Raw genomic sequence first — 19,329 nt, forward strand, 5'->3', positions numbered from 1 at the left:
TTCGCTGGCTATGAGCCTACCGCCGCATCGCTGGAACTCTCCTCTCCCCGACCGGAGACGGGCGCAGTGGAGGTGCCGGACGAGCATGGGGTGCCACGCTGAAATGACGGCCGGTCGCGATCGTGTCACCCACTCTTCCCCTTCGGCCCGCTGCAGTTTGCAGAGGGCTCGCGGTCCCGTTCGCTGCCGTCCCGGCGCACCGAGTCTGAGGCGGTCGTCGGATGCGCGAACCCGAGTGCCGCCGCCGGCGGTGGATAGGTACTTCCACACATGCGCTCGCGCACCAGGAAGTAATTTCACGGGGAAGTTCCCCGTTAACTGCGGGGGCCACAGGCACCTGGCAGTGAACTCTGCGGATATCGCAATACGTGTATTAGTTATGTGCCGCTATCACCGAAATCGGGTTCGGTCCCGGGAGGGCATGCAGGTACCCCCCAGAGGATTTGTTTTGTCCCACGCGCAAGACTCTGGTTACATTGCGCCACGGGCTCGGGTCGCGAAGGGGACATCGTGTTTGCAGTGAGAGGCAGCACCTCTGCCCGGCAAACTCGCGTCAACGCCCCGACAGCGGCGGCCGGGCAGACGCTGCGGGCGCGCTGGGAGCGCACGTACGCGAGGTGGCTGTTGATCACCGACACTCTCGTCATCTGCGGTGCGGTCACAGTGGCCCAGTACGTCCGATTTGCGGGCAACCTGACGGAAGAGACGACCCCGGCAGTCACCGGTTTCTCGGTGCTTTTCGCTGTTCTGTGGCTGGCGATGATGGCCATTTTTCGCACCAGGTCGCCTCGTGCCATCGGGGTCGGTGTCGAGGAATACCGCCAAATCATCAGCGCTGCGTTCTGGACCTTTGGCGCGGTGGCCATCGCCACGCTGGTCTTCAAGCTCGTCGTCGCACGTGGCTATTTTGCTATCGCGTTCCCGGTCGGCCTGATTTTCCTGTTGTTGTCGCGGTACTTGTGGCGGCTCTACATCACTCGGCAGCGGGTGCGTGGGAAATTCCAGACCGCGGTGCTCGCAGTCGGCGACAAGCGAGCGGTGTCCACTCTTGCCGCTGAGTTGATGCGCAACGGCGACTACGGATACAACGTCGTCGCTGTCGGTATCCCGGGCTACGGCGATTGCCGCGGCGAAACCCTGACCGTGGCAGGCCATGAGATCCCAATTCTGGGCGACGAGGTGTGCGCACTGGAGGCGATCGAACAGTCTGGCGCCGACACCGTTGCCGTCACGGGTACCGAGTACTTCGGCGCTCAAGGCCTGCGTCAATTGACCTGGCAGCTGGAGGCTCTCAATGTCGACCTCGTAGTGACGCCGGGTGTGATGGATGTGGCGGGTGCGCGACTGACGTTGCGTCCCATCGCCGGGTTCCCGCTCGTTCATGTCGAGCGGCCGCAATACCACGGTGCCAAGCGGTTCCAGAAGCGTCTCTTTGATTTCTGCTTCGCGTTGGCCGCCCTCATCGGGACATCGCCGCTGATGCTTCTCGTCGCGATCGCGATCAAACTCAATAGCCGGGGCCCTGTGTTCTACACCGCGGAACGCATTGGGCTGGACGGCAAGCCGTTCACGATGTTGAAATTCAGAAGTATGGTGGCTGACGCCGACAAGCAATTACCCGATCTCAGAGAATTGAACGACGTCGCTGGCGGTGTGCTGTTCAAGATTCGCCATGATCCGAGAGTGACGTGGGTGGGTCGCATCATCAGGCGGTTCAGTATCGATGAATTGCCGCAGTTCTTCAATGTGCTCAAGCAGGACATGAGCGTGGTGGGGCCGCGTCCTCCGCTACGCCAGGAGGTGAAGAGCTACGACGTCGAGGTGATGCGCCGTCTGCTCGTCAAACCCGGTGTCACCGGCCTGTGGCAAATAAGCGGGCGATCGGATCTCTCGTGGGAAGACTCGGTACGGCTAGATCTGTCCTACATCGAGAACTGGTCGATGTTCGGGGATCTGCTGATTATCGTCAAGACCCTGAAGGCAGTTCTCGGAAGCGAGGGGGCATATTAAGGGCGACGCCCGGTGCTCAACCCCGCGAGTAGCATGTGCCGCCATGTGTGAAAGCGATTCTGTAACTGGCGATCCGGGCTGCTGGGAGGTAGGCCGGTCCCGTTCGAAGAATGCGGAGAGCTAACCGCGTGCGAGCCTTCCGGGTACTGCGTGTTACATGGCGCCTGATCGTCCTGACGGCTGTACTCGCCTGCGCGAGTGCCGTTTTGGTTGCCGGCTGTAGTTCAACGGGGCCGGACGTATCGAATGGGCCACAGATGGCCCCCGCATTGAATCCGATCCCTGTGCCCATGCCGACCATCGCTGCGCCGGTATGGGATGCGCGCGGAGAGCTTGTCACCAATGAGCCTTTGACCAACCTAGATTCATCGGTGCGCGATCTCGCAGGTGATGCTCGGCGCGCGACGTATCGATCCACCTCCGGTACCACCGGCGCGGGGACCGAGGTCTCGGGCATTTTCTTCATCCCCAAGGGAGATCCGCCGCAAGACGGCTGGCCAGTTATCTCCGTGGCGCACGGAGTCACGGGGTTGATGGAAGACTGCGGCCCGTCGACACACCCGGATCTGCTTGGGCTCTCGACAATCGTGGCCGGGGCTCTGTCGCTGAGAACAGCTGTAGCCGCCACAGATTACGAGGGGTTGGGCACCCCCGGTCGGCATCCGTTCCTGGAGCCCAGAACCGCAGGCTTCAACGTCATCGATGCTGTGAGGGCCCTCCGCAACGTTTTCCCCGGGATCTCGACGCGGTGGCTGGCGTACGGACAGTCGCAGGGCGGGCAGGCCTCCTGGGCGGCCAATGAACTCAGCGGGCCTTACGGTGGGGGTCTGGATCTGCTCGGTGCTGTCGCGCTGGCGCCGGCGGCGAACGTTAGCGGATTGGCCGAGAACGCGTTCAGCGGGCGCCTGTCGGCGTTGCAGGTGCAGCTGATGCCCATCGTCGTCACCGCAATCCAGCGGTCGTTCCCTGGGGTACCGGTCGACCATCTGTTGCACGGGATCGCGTTGCAGTCGGCCGATGAGATGATCGGTTGTGGGCCCGCCGCGGACGAGGCGCGTGCGAAGCTCTCGCCCGCCGACGTGAAACCGTCGACGCAGGCCGACGCCGACTCGCTGGCGGACTCCCTGCGGAAGATGGCGCTGCCGCAGGGGCCCGTTTCCGCACCGATGATCGTGGTCAGCGGTGCGCGCGATGACGTCATTCCACCGGCGTGGATCAGTTTCGCCGTTGGCCAAAGCTGCCGGTCGGGCGGAACGATTGAGTACTCGGAGCAAGAAGGTGCCGACCACGGGCAAGTCGGCCCAGATCCGCGCGTACTCACCTGGATCACCGACCGGTTGGCGAACAAGCCCGCGACGTCGAATTGCACGGCGCGATGAGGACGGGTCTGATCGCGCGGTGTGCGCTGGCCATTGTCGCCACCTGCTTGGTGGCGGCCGCTCTGTATTGGAGCGTCACTCGTCACCGCGATCCCGACAGCGGCGGCGGCGGCCGTGTCGAACTCAATGTCAGCCGGCTCGGGAACAGCCCGGCGCCCACGAATTTCGACACGGGCCAGCAGGCGACTGTCTCGTCGGATCCGGGTGACCCGGGAGCTACGCCCACTGTGCGCGACGGTACGTTGACTTTCGCGCCGACCAAAAGCACTGCGGCGGCGGCGTTTTACGCCTCACCCGACATGGACGGTTCGATCAACGGCATCGGCGCACAGTTCGTGTTCGAGAGCCGTGCCGGCACGCCCGGCGGAACGATCTCGCTCGTCGTCTGTCACGGCACTCAGGCCTTCCCGCCTGCGATCACACCGCCGGCCCCGGTGCAGCTCGTCGTCACGCCCGTTAGCTGGAGCCTCAGTCTCAAGAAGGACAACTCGAAGGAGCCCGAACCGATCGCCGTCGGCAATTTCAGCCCGCCGCTGACCACGGACGGCTCGACCACATATGACGTGAGCGTGCAGATCGACGGGAGTGTGGTGACCACCAAGCTGCCCGACGGAAGCCAGAAGGTGGTCAACGATGCGCGCATTGACCAGTGGAAAGGCAGTTACGCGCTGTTCGGACTATATTCATTGAATCCGCAAACGGATTCGCTCGGCGGGTTCAAGAAGCTGTGGGCGACCTCGCGCAAGGGCGACAGATGAGCACGCTGACCAATAACGCGAAATTCCGCGGGCTGTCCGGGGCGGCGGATCAAATCCTGTCGAGCCTTAGCAACGGCATGATTCTGTACGCCGTCGCGGTGGTCTCGACCGCCCAGTATTTCGGCCTCGTCGCCGTGCAGCTGACCATGCTGGCAGCGGGGCTGGGTGCACTGCGCGGCGCTTTAGGCACCAAGTTGCTGTTGAAGGCCGGAGAAGGGACTTCCTCGATCCGGCGGGAGGGCGCATACGCGGTGACCGCCGCGCTGCTCCTCAGCCCGGTACTGGCCGCCGCGATGTTCCTCGTTCGAGCGCCGGGGCTGCTGCAACCGACGATCGTTCTCGCCGTCGCCACCCCAATCGTCCTTGTCCAGGACGTGCTGCGGTATGTCGCGATCACCGAGGGCCGGCCCCACGTCGCCGCGATCTGGGACGGTGTGTGGTTGGTCGGGTCGCTCGGGCTCCTCGTCTGCACGTGGCTGAACTGGGAGTTCGTCACGGTCAGCTTCCTCATCGCCGGGTGGGGTGTGCTGGGTCTGGCTGCCCTTGTGGGGCTCGCGCTCAGCACCCGCCTGTTGCCGCGCGTGTCCGGCTTCGTGGGCTGGTTGCGGACCGATTGGCAGAACCGCCTCCGATACGGTGTCGACACCGCGCTCGAACAGTTGGGGATTCTTCTCATGCTGGTCTTGGTCGCGCTGCTGGTCAGTCCGGTGGTGGTGGCCGCTCTGCGCGGAGCGACCGCATTGCTGACACCGGTGTCCATCCTGATCGGTTCGCTGCCGCTGATCGTGATTCCCGAAACTGTGCGACGGTCGGCATCACCACAAGAGGTGTGGCGCAAGCTGCAGATCGTCTACGTGCCCGGGATCTGCGCCGTTCTGCTGGTCTCCCTGGTGGTGCGGGTGCTACCGGACAACATCGGCACGCTCATATTGGGCAACTCGTTCGGAATTACGCAGCAGATCATCGTCTGGATGGGGCTCCAGTACATTGCGGCGTGGTTCGCCCTGGCGATGATGCTGTGGCTGAAGACGTTCAACCGCAGCGCGGATCTGCTCAAGCTGAAAACTGTCTTCGTGCTCTTGATGATCGGGTTCGCCGTCGCGACCGCGCTGATCTTCAAGACGGCCACCGGTGTCGCCGTCGGACTGGTGTTGGCGTCGACGGTGATTTCGGCGTTCTCCATGGCCTGGTTCGCGCCATGGCGCGCAAGCAATCCGTCGCATGACCCGAAATCCACCACCGAAGGGATTTCCACAGGCGACAGTCGGTCGGCGGCACTTCCACCAGCTTGGCACCACAAAGTGATCCGACGCAGCCGATCCAAGCCGAAGCCGCTGCCGGATTTCGTGCGACTCGACGCGCACCGCGGGTCGGCGTCTGGCGTCACGTCGGTGCTCCTGTCGATGTGGGTGTTCGCGATCATGGGGGTGCTTGGGCCGATCCTTGTCATCGGTTTGACCGGCCCTGCGCCCAACCTGAGCTGGCTGGGCCCGCTCGCGGTCACGGTGCTCGCCGCCGCCAGGTTCGCGTGGATCATCGGCTCGGGTGAGCGGCGCCTGTTCGAAATCATGTTCTGGGCGTTCACCTACCCGTTCATGGGATTGGCGCCAATCACCGAGATTCGCCAACAGAAGTGGCCGATCATCGTGCCGCGCAGCGACTTCACGCTGGTATGGCCGGCGGTCGCCATTGTGCTGTGCGGCACCAGTGCATTCCTGTTGGGCGTGCTGACGAACAGGTTCGTGGAGTCGCGGTCGAGGCGACGAGGTGCTGCAGTGACAACGGCGCCGACTTCAGCGGTCGACAAGCAGCCCGCGGACCGCAACCAGCTGATCGACTTCTCGGTCCGGAACAAGAGGGTCGTGATCCTCGCCGCGTTCGCGATCGCGTTGAATCTGTACTACTCGTACAAAGTGGGATTCATTCAGTTCGCTCAGCGGCGCGAGGACCTCAAAGCAAAGATCACGATTGTCTGGCCAGCGACCGCGCTCGCGATCTTCGTCGTCGCGGGAACCTACATGACCCTGGTCACCGCGTGGGTGTCGCTGATGCGATTCCGCAGGGAGGCAAAGGTGGCCGCCCGGTGGGGCCGCCCCGAGTCGTCGGGAACGATGCGGCTGAACCTGGTGCTGCTGTGGATCCTCGGCATCATGATGGCCAACACCATGAACCCGATATCGAATGCTCGATATCTCTCCGGCACAGCGATGCTGGCGGTGGCGGCCGGTTTCGGCCTTTTCGCCACCGCCTGGCGGTTCCGGCTGAGCATTCTTGGCTTCACGGCGGCGCTGATCATGGTGTTCCCGGTCATGGACTACTTCCGGTATACGACCACGCAGAATCTGGACAAAGCCAACCCGCTCAACGCGTTCGTGTCACCGGACTACGACTCATTTTCCAACGTGGTCAACGGATATTTGATCGCCCAGCGCGAGGGTATCGAGGTCGGTCGCCAGTTCCTCGGCGTGATGCTGTTCTGGGTCCCGCGCGCACTGTGGACCGACAAGCCCGTCGACACCGGGATGTACCTTGCCCAAAGTCGCGGCTACCCGGTTGTCAACCTGTCGGCGCCGCTGTGGATCGAGCTCTACTTCAACGGCGGATTCATCTTCCTGGTCATCGCGATGTTCGCGCTCGGCTACGTTTTGCACGCGTGGGATACCCGCGTCGACAGGCAGCTCGCGGTGTTCAAGATGCCGAGCGTGCTCGGCAGCATCCTGCCGTTCTACATGTTCATCCTGCTCCGCGGGTCGCTGCTGCAAGCCATGCCATATCTGGTGGTTACCGTAGTGTGCTGGCTGTTCGTCCGGCAAAGGAACAAAGCCGGCCCCCGAAGGCTCGCGGCCGCGCCGCGGGCACCCGCCAAACCCGGAGTCGTCAAAGCTCCCGAGAGGGTCAGATCTCCCGAAAGGGAAGTGGCAGATGTCTAGACATCGCAGCTCAAACCGCACCGTCCTGCGCGGCGTCATTCGGGTGCTTGTTGTGCTCGTGCTCGCGGGCGCGGTCACCGTCCTGGTCGTGCGTGCGTACGACCGGACACGCTCCGCGCCGGAGGCGCCGACTGCCGCGCCCCACGGGTCACCCGCAGCGCAAGATGGGCTGTACCAACCGAATCCGACACTTCTGGTAGTCGTCGACTCGATGGGCGCTCCGCCGGATCTGACGATCACCAAGGCATATCCCGAGATCATTGGCGAGAAGATGGGATGGAATGTCGTCGTGGACTCGGTGGGCGGGCGCGGCTTCATGGCGAACGACCTGTCGAATGTCGGTGTCAACAAGGTCGTTCCGCCGGTGATGGAAACCCTGAAGGACGACGCCGACCACTACAAGGCCGACTACATCCTGGTCGACACCGGCCGAAACGACTTGGGCGGCAAGGAATACACCGCCGTCGCAGCGGCGGCCGACGACTACCTGACCGCACTGCGGGCGGCGTATCCGAACGCGAAGGTCATCGTGATGCTGCCCTCCTACATCTCGCCGGTGAAAGCTGATCTTTATCCTCTGATCGCCGAACCGATCCGTCAATCGGCCGAGCGGATCGGCGCGGTGGTTCTCGACCCGGTCGGCGAAAAGTGGTACGAGGGTGTCGACCTCGCGCCGTTTCTGTTCACGGACATGTTCCATCTTAACGACGCCGGCGCGCAGTTCTACGCGCAGAAGATCCTCGACGATCTGCGCAAACTGGGCATCACGCCGTATTCCGGATCGACCGAGGGGGCGCCGTGAAATCCCAGCATTTCCGGACGTTGTTCGTTATGGTGCGGGCGCACTGGTTCGCGACCGTGTTGTGCTGCTTGGTCGGCGCGCTCGGCGCGGGGGCGCTGAGCATGGCGATCCCCGTCCGGTACGAAGCGTCCGCGCGGCTGTTCGTGGCCACCCCGAACTGGAATGACAACACTGCGTCGGGCCACCCGGACGCGAACGGACGGGTCCAGACGTACGCGTTCGGTGACGAGTTCAGTCAGCACCGCGCCATGACCTATGCGCAGCTCGCAAACACCGAGCGCGTTGCCGCAGCTGTGATAAATCGGCTCGGCCTGCAAACCACCCCGCGCGAACTCGCGGGGCGGATCTCCGCGCGGGTGGTTCCGGACACGGTGATGCTTGACGTCGGGGCTACCGACTCGTCGCCCGAGCAGGCGGCCCGCATCGCCAACGCGACGGCCGAGGAGTTGACCAAGGTCATCCTCGAGCTGGAGACGCCATTCAAGCTGACGACATCGCCCGTGCTGCCGCTGCTGATCAAACCCGCCGAGCCGCCGCCCAGGCCCGCAGCGCCCCGGGTGGATCTGAATGTCATCGCCGGACTGGTACTCGGTCTGCTCGTCGGCGTGACCTACGCCGCCGCGCGAGAATCGTTGCGAACTGCCAACTTCCCCGAGGAGCTCGTGGCCAGCGAAACGACCCTGGGCGTGCTGCGCTCGCCAGAGGTGCCCGCGTTCGTGACGCTCGACGACCTCCCGCATGAACTCGCGGAGGACGTCCGATTTCTGTGTTTACGGTTGAGTTCCGCCCTGGGGCACGACGCGGCAGACGACACCGGACGGACGATTCTGTTCGCGTCGCCGCGCGCCGGCAGTGCGACTGGCACCGCCGCCGTTCTGGTAGCGGCCGGATTTGCGGAGCTGGACCGTCGGGTGGCGATCGTGATGAGCAACTTCGCAAGTGCCAGATCCTCGAACGCCGAACACGGACTGGGCGAGGTGCTCGACGGCCGCGCTTCGTTGAACAAGGTCTTGCGGTACGACGACACCGGACGGGTCGGTGTCATCGCCGCCGGGTCGACCCAGACACCGTCAGTCACCGCGCTGGCCGGCGCAGCCATGGATGCGGTCGTCGAACAGCTCGAGAGCGCCTTCGACTACGTGATCGTCATCGGGTCCGCGGTGCTGGAGTCAGCTGATTCGCTGGCGCTGGCGAGTAAGTTGCGTGCCGCCGTCGTGATCTGTCCGGTGCCGCCTTCGACGGCCGCCGCGACGGCGGAAAGTGAACGGCTGCTGGGTCTCACGCCGACCGCCGTGCTGGGACGGGTCGTGATGTCGTCCCGGAAAGGCGAAGTGCAAGACAGCAATGACAGAGATGCTCGATTGGTCCGCAGATCGTCACAGGCATAGAACGGGAAAACGATGGATTTGGTGAAGCGAGGTTGGCTGGTCTTCCAGCGGCGATGGGTGCTGATCATGGCACCGATCGTGATAGCGCTGCTCGCCGTGACGTTGTTCGACTCATTGATGCCCCAGAAGTACACGGCCACAGCGTCGTTGTTTCTGCGGGCACCGGACGTCAAGACGTCAGCTAGCGCATACCAGGGCAACTTGTTCACGATGCAGCGGGCCAACACGTACGTCGAAATGATCAAGAGCGACGAGCTGGCTCAGCTGGTCGTGGACCGGCTCGGCCTCAGTGTCAGCGCGCACGAGCTTGCGACACAGGTGAGTGCGGACCCGGTTCGTGACACGGTCATCATCCAAGTTTCGGTCAAGGACCCCGATCGACAGCAGGCCGCCAACCTGGCCAATACGTACGGCACCGAGTTCGCAACGTACGTCGCCAAAGTGGAAGCGGCGAATCTGACCCCCGACATGCCGCCCCTGGTGACGATCGTGCGGCCGGCGTCGGCAGACGACGCAACATCGAGCCTGTTGACGCGACGGTTCGCCTATTGGGTCACTCTCCTGCTCGCTGCGGTCGTCGGCCTGGTGATCGGGCTGCTGCTCACCTGGCTGGCTGAGCGACACGACACCAAGATCAGGTCGCGCCGCCAGATCGAAGACGTGACGCACTCCCGGGTGCTCGGAAACTTGACACCGGAATCATCGCTGGGCCGTGGCCGCTCGGTGGACGACGCGTTCGAGCGGTCAGCGACATTCGCCGACCAGGTTCGCGTGCTCAGCATCAACACCGAGCACGCGCTGCGCGAGGTCGCCAAAGCCAACGGCGCTGCCGTGCTCGCCGTGACCAGCCCGGACGACGGGGACGGCAAGTCGGTGGTGGCGCAGTCGATGGCGAGGGCGCTGGACGAACGCGGGGTGCGCGTCGGACTGGTGCAGCTGCTGCCCGGCGGGGCAGCAGCTGTCCGATCCAACGGCGAGCCCACCGATGTGATCGGCACGGTTTCGGCTGACAACGGCTTCGCCGTCACCTCAGTCCGGGCCAACGGTGCGCCGTCGGAGCATGAAATCGATGCGGCGATCGAAAAACTCTCGGCCGACCGTGATTTCATCATCGTCGACCCGCAGGGGGCCGGCGTCTCGTCGCAGGCCCAGATCGCCGCGTCGATCAGTGACGCCGCTGTCATCGTCGTGCGGCCGGGGTACACGCAGGAAGGCGACCTGGCGGATCTCATCAGCGCGATCACCCTGCTAGAGACGCCGGTGATCGGCATCGTGACGAACCGCGCGAAGGAGACCCACACCTCGGGTCGGGTGTACGCCTAGCTCGAGTCGCCCGTGGTGAAGATCGAAGGTCAGCGCAGCAGTGAGCGCGCCATCACCATGCGCTGAATCTGGTTGGTGCCCTCATAGATCTGGGTGATCTTGGCGTCGCGCATCATGCGCTCGACCGGGAAGTCGGTGGTGTAGCCGGCGCCACCGAACAACTGGACCGCGTCGGTGGTGACCTCCATCGCGACGTCGGAAGCGAAGCACTTGGACGCCGACGAGATGAAACCCAGTGCGGGCTCGCCGCGTTCGGCCCGCGCCGCTGCCGAGTAGACCATCAGGCGAGCCGCCTCGACCTTCATCGCCATGTCGGCGAGCATGAATTGCACGCCCTGGAAATCGCTGATGCGCTCACCAAACTGCTTGCGCTCCTTGGTGTATGCGATCGCGGCGTCGAGTGCGCCCTGCGCGACGCCCACCGCCTGCGCCCCGATTGTCGGGCGGGTGTGATCCAGTGTCGCCAGCGCGGTCTTGAAGCCGGTGCCGGGCTCGCCGATGATCCGGTCGCCGGGGATGCGGCAATTCTCGAAGTACAGCTCGGTGGTGGGTGATCCCTTGATCCCGAGCTTCTTCTCTTTCGGGCCGACCGTGAATCCCTCGTCGTCCTTGTGCACCATGAAGGCCGAGATCCCGCTGGCGCCCTTGTCGGGGTCCGTCACCGCCATCACCGTGTACCACGTGGACTTGCCGCCGTTGGTGATCCAGCACTTGGCGCCGTTCAGAATCCACTCGTCACCGTCGGCCTTGGCCCGGGTGCGCATCGCGGCCGCGTCGCTGCCGGCCTCGCGTTCCGACAGCGCATACGACGCCATCGCCTCACCCGATGCCAGCGTGGGCAGCACCTGCTTCTTCAGGTCGTCGGACCCGCGCAGGATCAACCCCATCGTGCCGAGTTTGTTGACCGCGGGGATCAGCGACGCCGAGCAGTCGACGCGGGCGACTTCCTCGATGACGATGCACGTGGCCACCGAGTCGGCGCCTTGGCCGCCGTACTCGTCGGGAACGTGCACGGCAGAGAACCCGCTGTCGTTGAGTGCTTTCAGCGCTTCCTCGGGGAAGCGCGCCTTCTCATCGACGTCCGCGGCGTGCGGCGCGATCTCCTTCTCACACAGGTCGCGCAGCACCGCACGCAACTCGTTGTGCTCGTCGGGAAGTTTGAACACGTCGAACGACGGATCTCCGGCCCAGGCACCCATGTCGAAACTCCTTGCTACTCGCCGGTAACTTTACTTGGCGGCGTCGGTGTTCCCAGCAGTCGGTCCCGCAGCGCGGCGTCCTTTTCGAGCACCGCCGCCTCGAGTTGCTGCTGGAACAACTCGACCCGCGCGCGAAGCCCGGGATCCGACGATCCGAGGATCCGCACTGCCAGCAGGCCCGCGTTGCGTGCGCCGCCGATCGAGACGGCGGCCACCGGGACGCCGGCGGGCATCTGCACGATCGACAGCAACGAGTCGAGACCGTCGAGGCGCTCCAGCGGCACCGGGACGCCGATCACGGGCAGGGGAGTCGCCGCGGCGACCATGCCGGGCAGGTGCGCAGCCCCGCCTGCGCCGGCGATGATCACCTCGATGCCCCGGCCGGCGGCGCCACGTGCGTAGTCGAGCATCCGGACGGGCGTGCGGTGCGCGGAGACGACGCCGACCTCGAACGGGACGTCGAACTCGGCCAAGGCGTGCACAGCGGCCTCCATCACGCGCCAATCGCTGTCGCTGCCCATGATCACGCCGACGCGCGGCCCTTTTGGCATGCTCATCTCCACTCCGCCTGCGACAACCAGTGTGCCGCCCGTTGCGCGCGTTCGCGGACATCTGACACATACTCGCCGTCGTCGAGCGAACCATCATCTGCGCCAACGACATTCACGTGGCCGATCTTGCGGCCCGGCCGCTCGGCCTTGCCGTAGAGATGCACTTTCGCCTCCGGCATCCGGGCGAACAGGTGGTGCAGCCGCTCGTCCATCGTCATCTCCACTGGCGCAGGGCCGCCCAGCACGTTGGCCATCACGGTCACCGGGGCGATGGCGCCGGTGTCGCCGAGCGGATAGTCCAGCACCGCCCGAAGATGCTGCTCGAACTGGCTTGTGCGGGCGCCGTCGATGGTCCAATGCCCAGAATTGTGCGGGCGCATCGCGAGCTCGTTGACCATGAGCGCGCCATCGACGGTCTCGAACAGTTCGACGGCGAGCACGCCCACCACCCCCAGCTCGGAGGCCAGGCGCAGCCCCAGCGACTCGGCAGCCGCGCCGAGCTCGGGCGCCAGCGACGGCGCGGGGGCGAGGACCTCGACACAAATCCCGTCGCGCTGCACGGTGTGCACCACCGGCCAGGCGGCGCCCTGCCCGAACGGCGATCTCGCGACCAGCGCGGCAAGCTCGCGGCGCATCGCCACGCGTTCCTCCACCAGCACCGGCACCCCCGCGGCCAGGTAGCGGGCCGCGGACTGCCGCGCGTCGGCGAGGTCACGCGCCATATCCACGCCACGACCGTCGTAGCCGCCCCGGGCGGCCTTGACCACGACGGGACCGCCGACGCGGCCCGCGAACGCGTCGACGTCATGGAGGTCGGTGACCTCCGAGTAGCGCGGCACCGGGGCGCCCAGGGCCTCCAGGCGGCGACGCATCACCAGCTTGTCCTGCGCGTGGATGAGCGCCTCCGGGGGCGGGGCAACGGTCACCCCGTCGGCGACGAGCTTTTCCAGCAGCTCGGTGGGCACGTGCTCGTGATCGAAGGTGAGCGCGTCGGCGCCGTCAGCGGCGCGCCGCAGAGCGTCGAGATCGGTGTGCGCGCCGATCACGACATCCGGAGTGACCTGCGCGGCCGGTTCGTCCGGTGCGTTGGCAAGCACGCGCAGGTGCTGGCCAAGCGCGATCGCCGCCTGGTGTGTCATCCGGGCCAATTGCCCGGCGCCGATCATCGCAACCAGTGGCGGTTGGCCTGCGGTTCTGGGCACAGCAATCATGGTGTCATGGCCCGCGCCGCCGTCGGCCAGTAGCGCACCGTTCGGCCGGTTTCCGTACACTCGCGTCTTGTGTCCTTCACCGATGCGACGATCAGACGCCTGCCGCGCCCGATCCGTCCCTATTTCGAGCGCCACCACGAGCTGATCAAGTTCGCGATCGTGGGCGCGACGACGTTCGTCATCGACTCGGTGCTGTTCTACACCCTCAAGCTCACGATCTTGGAGCCCAAGCCTGTCACCGCCAAGATCATCTCCGGAATCGTCGCGGTCATCGCGAGCTACATCCTCAACAGGGAATGGAGCTTCCAGAACCGTGGCGGCCGCGAACGCCATCACGAGGCGTTGTTGTTCTTCGCGTTCAGCAGCGTCGGGGTGCTGCTCTCGATGGCGCCGCTGTGGGTGTCCAGCTATGTCTTCGACCTGCGGGTGCCGCACGTCAGCCTCACCGTCGAGAACATCTCCGACTTCGTCGCCGCCTACCTCCTGGGCAACCTGCTTCAGATGGCGTTCCGGTTCTGGGCGTTCCGCCGGTGGGTGTTCCCCGACGAGTTCGGTGGCGAACCCGATGTCGTCGAGTCGACGCTTACCGCAGGTGGCATCGCCGAGGCGATGGAGGAAGCCCACGAGGCGGGTTCGAACGTCACGCCGCTGCGTGGGCGGGGCCAGCGTGGCGGGAACAGGCGCGCCCGCCGGGATCGGTTCGTCAGCTAACTCTGCTGCGGCGGAATCTCTCTCGCCGACGACTGGCTGTCGGCCTCATCGGTGTTCAGCGTGTCGAAGACCTCGTGATACAGCAGCGAATGCACCTGCTCGACCCGCGGAATGTCGTGGAATTCCAGCGGGTCATCGGATGCCGACTCGATGACCAGCGTCCCGGTCCGCAGCATGCGATTGATGAGGTTGTGCCTGAACTCCACGCTGTTGATGCGTGCGATCGGGATGTCGATGCCGCTGCGGGTGAACACTCCGTGGCGGAACATCACCCGCCGGTCGGTGATGACGAAATGCGTTGTCCACCAATTGATGAACGGCCACAAGACCAGCCACAAGATGGCAATCAGCCAGACGACGCCGACAGCGATGTACACGATGTTCTTGACCGTCGGGTTGCTTTGCGCCCAACCAGCCCGGTTGACGACGGCGATGACGAACACCGCGAGCGCGGTACCGAACACCAGCACCACCACAGGCCAGAACAGCCGCTTCCAATGCGGGTGGCGATTGATGACCACCCGTTCACCCTTGGCCAGAACGCTTTCCGGATATCCCACACTGCGACTCTAGAGGGCGCCGCCTCAATTGGGGCGCAGATGCACTGTGTCAATTGGGGCGCAGGTGCACCACGTCGCCGGCCGACACTGCGACGGTATCGCCGTCCACCTCGTCGACCATCAGGCGTCCGCGCTCGTCGACCGATCGCGCCAAGCCCGTGAGTTCGCGCCCGCCGGGAAGCAGAACCCGAACCTGTGAGCCGATAGTGAGGCTGTGATCGGCGTAGTCGCGCATCAGGCCGTCATCGGCGCCGCCGGCGGCCCGCCACGACGACACCCGATCGCCGAGCTCGTGCAGCAGGCTGCCGATCAGCCGCTCCCGGTCAGGCGATGCGACGCCCAGTTGGGTGAGCGAGGTCGCGGCGGGGTCCGGCAGGTCGTCGTCCCGCAGTGCGATGTTGAGGCCGACGCCGACGACGATCAGCGACGGGGGGTAAACCTCCGACAAAATGCCGGCCAGCTTACCGCCGCCCGCGAGAACGTCGTTGGGCCACTTCAAGGCCGCGGCGACATGAGTCTGTGCCATCACGGCGTCGACCACGGCCACGCCCGTCGCCAACGTCAGCCAGCCCCACGCATCGGTGGGCACGTCGCCGGCGGCGATCCCCACCGACATCGTGATCTGCGTACGCGGGGTCGCCGTCCAGGTGCGTCCGTGGCGGCCACGGCCCGCGGTCTGGTGTTCGGCGATCAGCACCGCGCCGTCGACGTCCTCGCCGTCGGCTGCGCGCGAAAGCAGGTCGGCGTTGGTGGATCCCGTTTCTGCGACGACGTCGAGCCGGCGCCACGGCGGGGGCAGACCCACGCGGAGCGCATCGGCATCCAGGGGCCGCAGTTCAGACACGTCGCCCTTTGCTCTTCACGCAAGCGTTCATCGTCCAAGAGCGTAGTGCGTCATGTGTAGTAGAAAAACGTGCCCATGCCGGATTCCAGATGATAGGTGTTGTGGCAGTGGGTGATCCATCGGCCGGGATTGTTCGCGTCGAAATCCACGTCAACGGTCGCCAACGGTGGCACAAGCACAGTGTCCTTGCGGGCCGCCGGCGCGCCATTTCGCATCACCTGAGCGGTGTGGCCGTGAAAGTGCATGGGGTGAAACATCTTCGACTCGTTGATGAGACTGAGGCGCACCCGCTCGCCGTTCTTCACCTCGAGCCCGTCGCTCGGGGGGTTGTACAGTTTGCCGTTGATCGTCCAGTGGTAGCCGTCGGATGGCCCCGCCAGCCGCATCTCGAGCGTCTGGTCGGGTTTGCGTGTCGGCAGGTTCACTTCCCGTGCCGCGGGGAGCTGCGCGGTGTTCACCGGCGTTGAATTGCGCAGTGCCGCAACAAATTCGTCAACCTTGACATCGGACGGTGCATTGTTGACCCGCAGGTTCAACTGGGCGTACCCATCCTTACGTTCTGCTGCGGCGATCACCGGCATCGACCCGGTGACGGTGACGATGGCGTCGACGCGCTCGCCCATGCCGAGGATGACGGTATTCGCGTCGATCGGAACCACCGGGAAGCCGTCGGTGTGCGTGATGGTGAGCATGGTGTTGGGCAGCCCCACGCGGAAGGCGGTGTCAGCGCCGGCGTTGATGATCCGCAGCCGGATACGTTGCCCTGCACGGTAATCGACGGTCAGCGGGTTCTTGGTGTAGCGCCCGTTGATGAGGTATGTCGGGTAGACGACGTCGCCGCCGTCGTCGCCGAGCGGGTTGGTGGGCGAGACGCCGGCATCCGGTGCCATCGGCCCCATGTCCGGCATGCCGTGCTTCTGCAGGTCGGCCAGGATGACGTCGGGCGTGACATGGATGCCGTCGGTCCAGTCGTCGAGTACCAGTACGAGTTCGTCGTCGTAGTCTCGGCCGTCATTCGGATCTTCGATGATCAGCGGCCCGTACAGTCCGCGGTCGTTCTGTGTGCCGACGTGCGAATGGAACCAATAAGTGCCGCTGTCCGGGACGACGAACTCGTAATCGAATTTCTGACCAGGTGTGGTCGCCGGCTGCGTGAGTACGGGCACCCCATCCATCGGGTTCGGGATCGCCAGACCGTGCCAGTGCACGGTGGTGTCTGCTCCCGGCAGGTTGTTGGTGAGCGTGGCGTGCAGCTTTTCGCCTTTGTGAAGCCGAATCTCCCTGCCGGGCAAGGCGCCGTCGTACGCCCAGGTACGCACCCTCAGACCGCCGAGGTCGATTTCAGCCTCGGCCGGTGTCATCGCGACGGTGGTGACTTTCGGTCCGGACGCGCCGGGTGGGCCCGGCTTCGAACATGCGGCGGCGACGCCGACTGCGGACAACATCAGGAAGCCCCGCCGATCGATCACCCACATAGCTTGGCACCCGCGTGGACACGCTGGTCACGGATTCAAAACCGTCGGCCAGGAAAGAGTGGGTAGCGAGGCGACGCGCAACCAACCCGAAGCTCCGCCTCGTGCTGTCCCGAAATAGACGACATCTGCGACTCGCGGAAGTTTGTGTCAGAAACTGATGGTCTGCGCGGATGCCAGGGGCCCGATATACCCCGAGCGATACCTGGCGTACGGGCTCACCCGGCACTTCGACCGCGGTGTGGTTGAACGCGGGATGCGTGGCTGTGACTTTGCCGGAGTTCACGTGCCACCGTGGGGGGTCTCCTATCCTGCGAGCTACCCGTACTGGGTTCTTCATTGCAGGGAGCAATGCCAGATGAAGGTCTTCATCAGCTACTCGCGCGGTGATGAGGCCGCGGTCCGATCGCTGGCCGAGGACTTGCGACAGCGCGCACGTGTGCACGTCTGGGTGGATCGGCACCTCGGTGACGGTGATGCGTGGTGGTCCACGATCCTCAAGGAAATCCGCGAATGCACGGTCTTCGTGTTCGCGTTGTCGGACAAGTTTCTGGACTGCAAGCTATGCCAGGCAGAACTGGACTACGCGAAGGCGCTGAATGTGCCGATCCTGCCGGTACAGATCGGGGACGTGACGAGTTTCCGGGCCGATCTCATCTTCACCCTCCAACTCGTTGACTACCGCGACCCGGCAAGCGACAGGGCATTCGATCTGGTCCCGTGGCTGCATTCTCGTGCAGCACAGCACACCGGCGTACCCGATCCGCTGCCTGAAGCGCCCCCGAATCCATACGAGTATCTGCAAGGGCTCGGCGGACCGATCCACGACACCACAACCGTGTTGGCACCTTCGGCCCAGGCGCAGCTGCTCATTGAGCTGCGCAGCGCACTGAGCGGAGAGGATGAAGAGGCTGTCCTCGATTACATCCGCAACCTGCTGGGTGCATTGCGCCGACGCGCCGACGTCACCTATGCCGTTGCCAGCGATCTCGACACCATCCTCGGCAAAGCTGGCCCCGTCACAACGGGGGGCGCACTACCAATGAGCGGAACGCTGAGTGTGGAGAAGATTCGCGAAATCTCGTTGCCAGGTGGCGGCCGTATCGAGCTGTGCGTCGGCGATATCGCTGCGATGACCGCGCGTGACGGATGCGACTTGCTCGTCGTATCGGCGTTCCCTGGGGATTATTCCTCCACGAGGAGGTCTGTCATTGAGGCGTTGGGGAGTCGCGGTCTTTCCGTAGCGGCGCTCGCCGCAAACCCTGAGATCGATCTGCGGGCCACCTCATCCTGCTGGCTTTCACGCGCGATGCCACCAGGACGAAACTTCGGATTTGATCGTCTGCTTTGCTTCGAGCCTGCGATCCCCCACACGGCGGCATCGACCGTCGGAGACATCTTCCGAACCTTGGTGCCGTTCGTAGGTCCGGAGATCGGGATCCGCGATGTCGCTATGCCAATCGTCGCTTCCGGCAATCAGGGTGTGCCACGCGAAGAAATGCTTACGGCCATCTTGGCGGCTGCCGGACGATGGATGGAGTTCGGCCTCCCGTTGAATCGGCTGCGAATCGTCATGTACCACCGCGGCTCGCGTGATCCCGCTATTGCCGCTTTTGATGACTTCGCCCACGCAGTTCAAGGAAACGGTTCTACTGCCGGTTCTGCCGCGACGACGGAGGCAAAAGAAGCGGAAACGGAGAACGAGGCCGAGTCGACGGTATTCGTCAGCTACGCACATGCTGATGGTCGGCCAGCCGTGGACGAAATCCGTTCGCACATTTCCGCCGTTGCGCCGAGTGTCCACACGCTGGTTGACATCGCAGACATTGACGTCGGCGCGTACTGGCAGACGCGTATCGCCGAACTGATTCAGAGCAGCAACGTGGTCGTACTGGTCGTGACCGAGGGCTTCTGGCGGTCGAAGGTCTGCCTCGAGGAATACAACATGGCGCGGGTGCTCGACAGTGATCGCGGTGGCGGAGTGCTTTTTCCGATCTGCGCGCTCTCGTGTGACCTGCCTCTGCATTTCCGCATACTTAATTTTGAGGACTGCCGAGAGGCCGACCAGACACGGCTTCGAGAGGCATGCGATCGATTGGTTGCGACATTGGGGACCACGTAAGAACAGCGGAAGTCGCGCGTGCGATGGCGACGAAGCGCCGGTGTCCGATGGCCTTCCCTTCTTCCCGAC

General features: G+C 64.6%; 15 protein-coding genes. 9 read left to right on the plus strand and 6 right to left on the minus strand.

Annotated elements, in window-relative coordinates:
• Window positions 1-510: 510 nt before the first annotated feature.
• From QOH60_RS02530 to QOH60_RS02560, 7 genes are all read left to right on the plus strand, one after another.
• Window positions 511-2,010, plus strand: coding sequence for a sugar transferase (locus tag QOH60_RS02530; protein ID WP_526416755.1), 1,500 nt, complete (start codon window positions 511-513; stop codon window positions 2,008-2,010).
• A gap of 257 nt (window positions 2,011-2,267) precedes the next feature.
• Window positions 2,268-3,389, plus strand: a complete 1,122-nt coding sequence (locus QOH60_RS02535; protein ID WP_526416757.1) for a lipase family protein — start codon at window positions 2,268-2,270, stop codon at window positions 3,387-3,389.
• A gap of 227 nt (window positions 3,390-3,616) precedes the next feature.
• On the plus strand, window positions 3,617-4,147 hold the full coding sequence (locus tag QOH60_RS02540; protein WP_526416759.1) for a hypothetical protein: 531 nt from the start codon (window positions 3,617-3,619) through the stop codon (window positions 4,145-4,147).
• Window positions 4,144-7,077 (plus strand): MATE family efflux transporter, encoded by a 2,934-nt coding sequence (locus tag QOH60_RS02545; protein ID WP_526416761.1) that lies wholly within the window; start codon window positions 4,144-4,146, stop codon window positions 7,075-7,077. Before QOH60_RS02540 ends, QOH60_RS02545 begins: the two co-directional genes overlap by 4 nt.
• A complete protein-coding gene (locus QOH60_RS02550) occupies window positions 7,070-7,879 on the plus strand; it encodes an SGNH/GDSL hydrolase family protein (RefSeq protein WP_526416763.1) in 810 nt (269 codons plus the stop codon). Before QOH60_RS02545 ends, QOH60_RS02550 begins: the two co-directional genes overlap by 8 nt.
• On the plus strand, window positions 7,876-9,267 hold the full coding sequence (locus QOH60_RS02555) for a Wzz/FepE/Etk N-terminal domain-containing protein (RefSeq protein ID WP_526416765.1): 1,392 nt from the start codon (window positions 7,876-7,878) through the stop codon (window positions 9,265-9,267). Before QOH60_RS02550 ends, QOH60_RS02555 begins: the two co-directional genes overlap by 4 nt.
• A 12-nt stretch (window positions 9,268-9,279) precedes the next feature.
• Window positions 9,280-10,590: a Wzz/FepE/Etk N-terminal domain-containing protein gene (locus tag QOH60_RS02560; protein ID WP_526416767.1), complete on the plus strand. Its 1,311-nt coding sequence runs from the start codon at window positions 9,280-9,282 to the stop codon at window positions 10,588-10,590.
• Between the two features lie 29 nt (window positions 10,591-10,619).
• Here QOH60_RS02560 and QOH60_RS02565 read toward each other — a convergent pair whose 3' ends face one another.
• From QOH60_RS02565 to QOH60_RS02575, 3 genes are read right to left on the minus strand one after another with little or no spacing between them, the layout of a single operon-like run.
• Window positions 10,620-11,789: an acyl-CoA dehydrogenase gene (locus QOH60_RS02565; RefSeq protein WP_526416769.1), complete on the minus strand. Its 1,170-nt coding sequence runs from the start codon at window positions 11,787-11,789 to the stop codon at window positions 10,620-10,622.
• Between the two features lie 14 nt (window positions 11,790-11,803).
• Complete coding sequence (gene purE / locus QOH60_RS02570) at window positions 11,804-12,346, minus strand: 5-(carboxyamino)imidazole ribonucleotide mutase (RefSeq protein WP_526416771.1); 543 nt, start codon at window positions 12,344-12,346, stop codon at window positions 11,804-11,806.
• Window positions 12,343-13,551: a 5-(carboxyamino)imidazole ribonucleotide synthase gene (locus QOH60_RS02575; RefSeq protein WP_526416846.1), complete on the minus strand. Its 1,209-nt coding sequence runs from the start codon at window positions 13,549-13,551 to the stop codon at window positions 12,343-12,345. Before QOH60_RS02575 ends, purE begins: the two co-directional genes overlap by 4 nt.
• Before the next feature lie 69 nt (window positions 13,552-13,620).
• Between QOH60_RS02575 and QOH60_RS02580 the strand changes: the two genes are divergently transcribed.
• Window positions 13,621-14,262: a GtrA family protein gene (locus QOH60_RS02580; protein ID WP_526416774.1), complete on the plus strand. Its 642-nt coding sequence runs from the start codon at window positions 13,621-13,623 to the stop codon at window positions 14,260-14,262.
• On the opposite strand, the gene QOH60_RS02585 is transcribed toward QOH60_RS02580, so the two are convergent.
• From QOH60_RS02585 to QOH60_RS02595, 3 genes are read right to left on the minus strand one after another with little or no spacing between them, the layout of a single operon-like run.
• Window positions 14,259-14,822: a PH domain-containing protein gene (locus QOH60_RS02585; RefSeq protein ID WP_526416776.1), complete on the minus strand. Its 564-nt coding sequence runs from the start codon at window positions 14,820-14,822 to the stop codon at window positions 14,259-14,261. The two genes, QOH60_RS02580 and QOH60_RS02585, sit on opposite strands and share 4 nt — an antisense overlap.
• 49 nt (window positions 14,823-14,871) lie before the next feature.
• Window positions 14,872-15,666 carry a biotin--[acetyl-CoA-carboxylase] ligase gene (locus QOH60_RS02590; protein ID WP_526416778.1) on the minus strand — a complete coding sequence of 265 codons (795 nt, stop codon included), beginning with the start codon at window positions 15,664-15,666 and terminating at the stop codon, window positions 14,872-14,874.
• Between the two features lie 50 nt (window positions 15,667-15,716).
• Window positions 15,717-17,111, minus strand: coding sequence for a multicopper oxidase family protein (locus QOH60_RS02595; RefSeq protein WP_526416848.1), 1,395 nt, complete (start codon window positions 17,109-17,111; stop codon window positions 15,717-15,719).
• 385 nt (window positions 17,112-17,496) lie between these two features.
• On the opposite strand from QOH60_RS02595, the gene QOH60_RS02600 reads away from it, so the two are divergent.
• Window positions 17,497-19,260: a TIR domain-containing protein gene (locus QOH60_RS02600; RefSeq protein ID WP_526416780.1), complete on the plus strand. Its 1,764-nt coding sequence runs from the start codon at window positions 17,497-17,499 to the stop codon at window positions 19,258-19,260.
• The last annotated feature ends 69 nt before the right edge of the window (window positions 19,261-19,329 follow it).

It is taken from the genome of Mycobacterium sp. (assembly GCF_032159765.1).
GTDB lineage: Bacteria > Actinomycetota > Actinomycetes > Mycobacteriales > Mycobacteriaceae > Mycobacterium.

Excerpts from the sequence above, each read along its gene's own strand:
- QOH60_RS02535 (WP_526416757.1), top strand. The coding sequence starts at position 2,268 with ATGGCCCCCGCATTGAATCCGATCCCTGTGCCCATGCCGACCATCGCT.
- purE (WP_526416771.1), bottom strand. The coding sequence starts at position 12,346 with ATGAGCATGCCAAAAGGGCCGCGCGTCGGCGTGATCATGGGCAGCGAC.
- QOH60_RS02565 (WP_526416769.1), bottom strand. The coding sequence starts at position 11,789 with ATGGGTGCCTGGGCCGGAGATCCGTCGTTCGACGTGTTCAAACTTCCC.
- QOH60_RS02575 (WP_526416846.1), bottom strand. The coding sequence starts at position 13,551 with ATGATTGCTGTGCCCAGAACCGCAGGCCAACCGCCACTGGTTGCGATG.
- QOH60_RS02545 (WP_526416761.1), top strand. The coding sequence starts at position 4,144 with ATGAGCACGCTGACCAATAACGCGAAATTCCGCGGGCTGTCCGGGGCG.
- QOH60_RS02600 (WP_526416780.1), top strand. The coding sequence starts at position 17,497 with ATGAAGGTCTTCATCAGCTACTCGCGCGGTGATGAGGCCGCGGTCCGA.
- QOH60_RS02550 (WP_526416763.1), top strand. The coding sequence starts at position 7,070 with ATGTCTAGACATCGCAGCTCAAACCGCACCGTCCTGCGCGGCGTCATT.
- QOH60_RS02595 (WP_526416848.1), bottom strand. The coding sequence starts at position 17,111 with ATGTTGTCCGCAGTCGGCGTCGCCGCCGCATGTTCGAAGCCGGGCCCA.
- QOH60_RS02560 (WP_526416767.1), top strand. The coding sequence starts at position 9,280 with ATGGATTTGGTGAAGCGAGGTTGGCTGGTCTTCCAGCGGCGATGGGTG.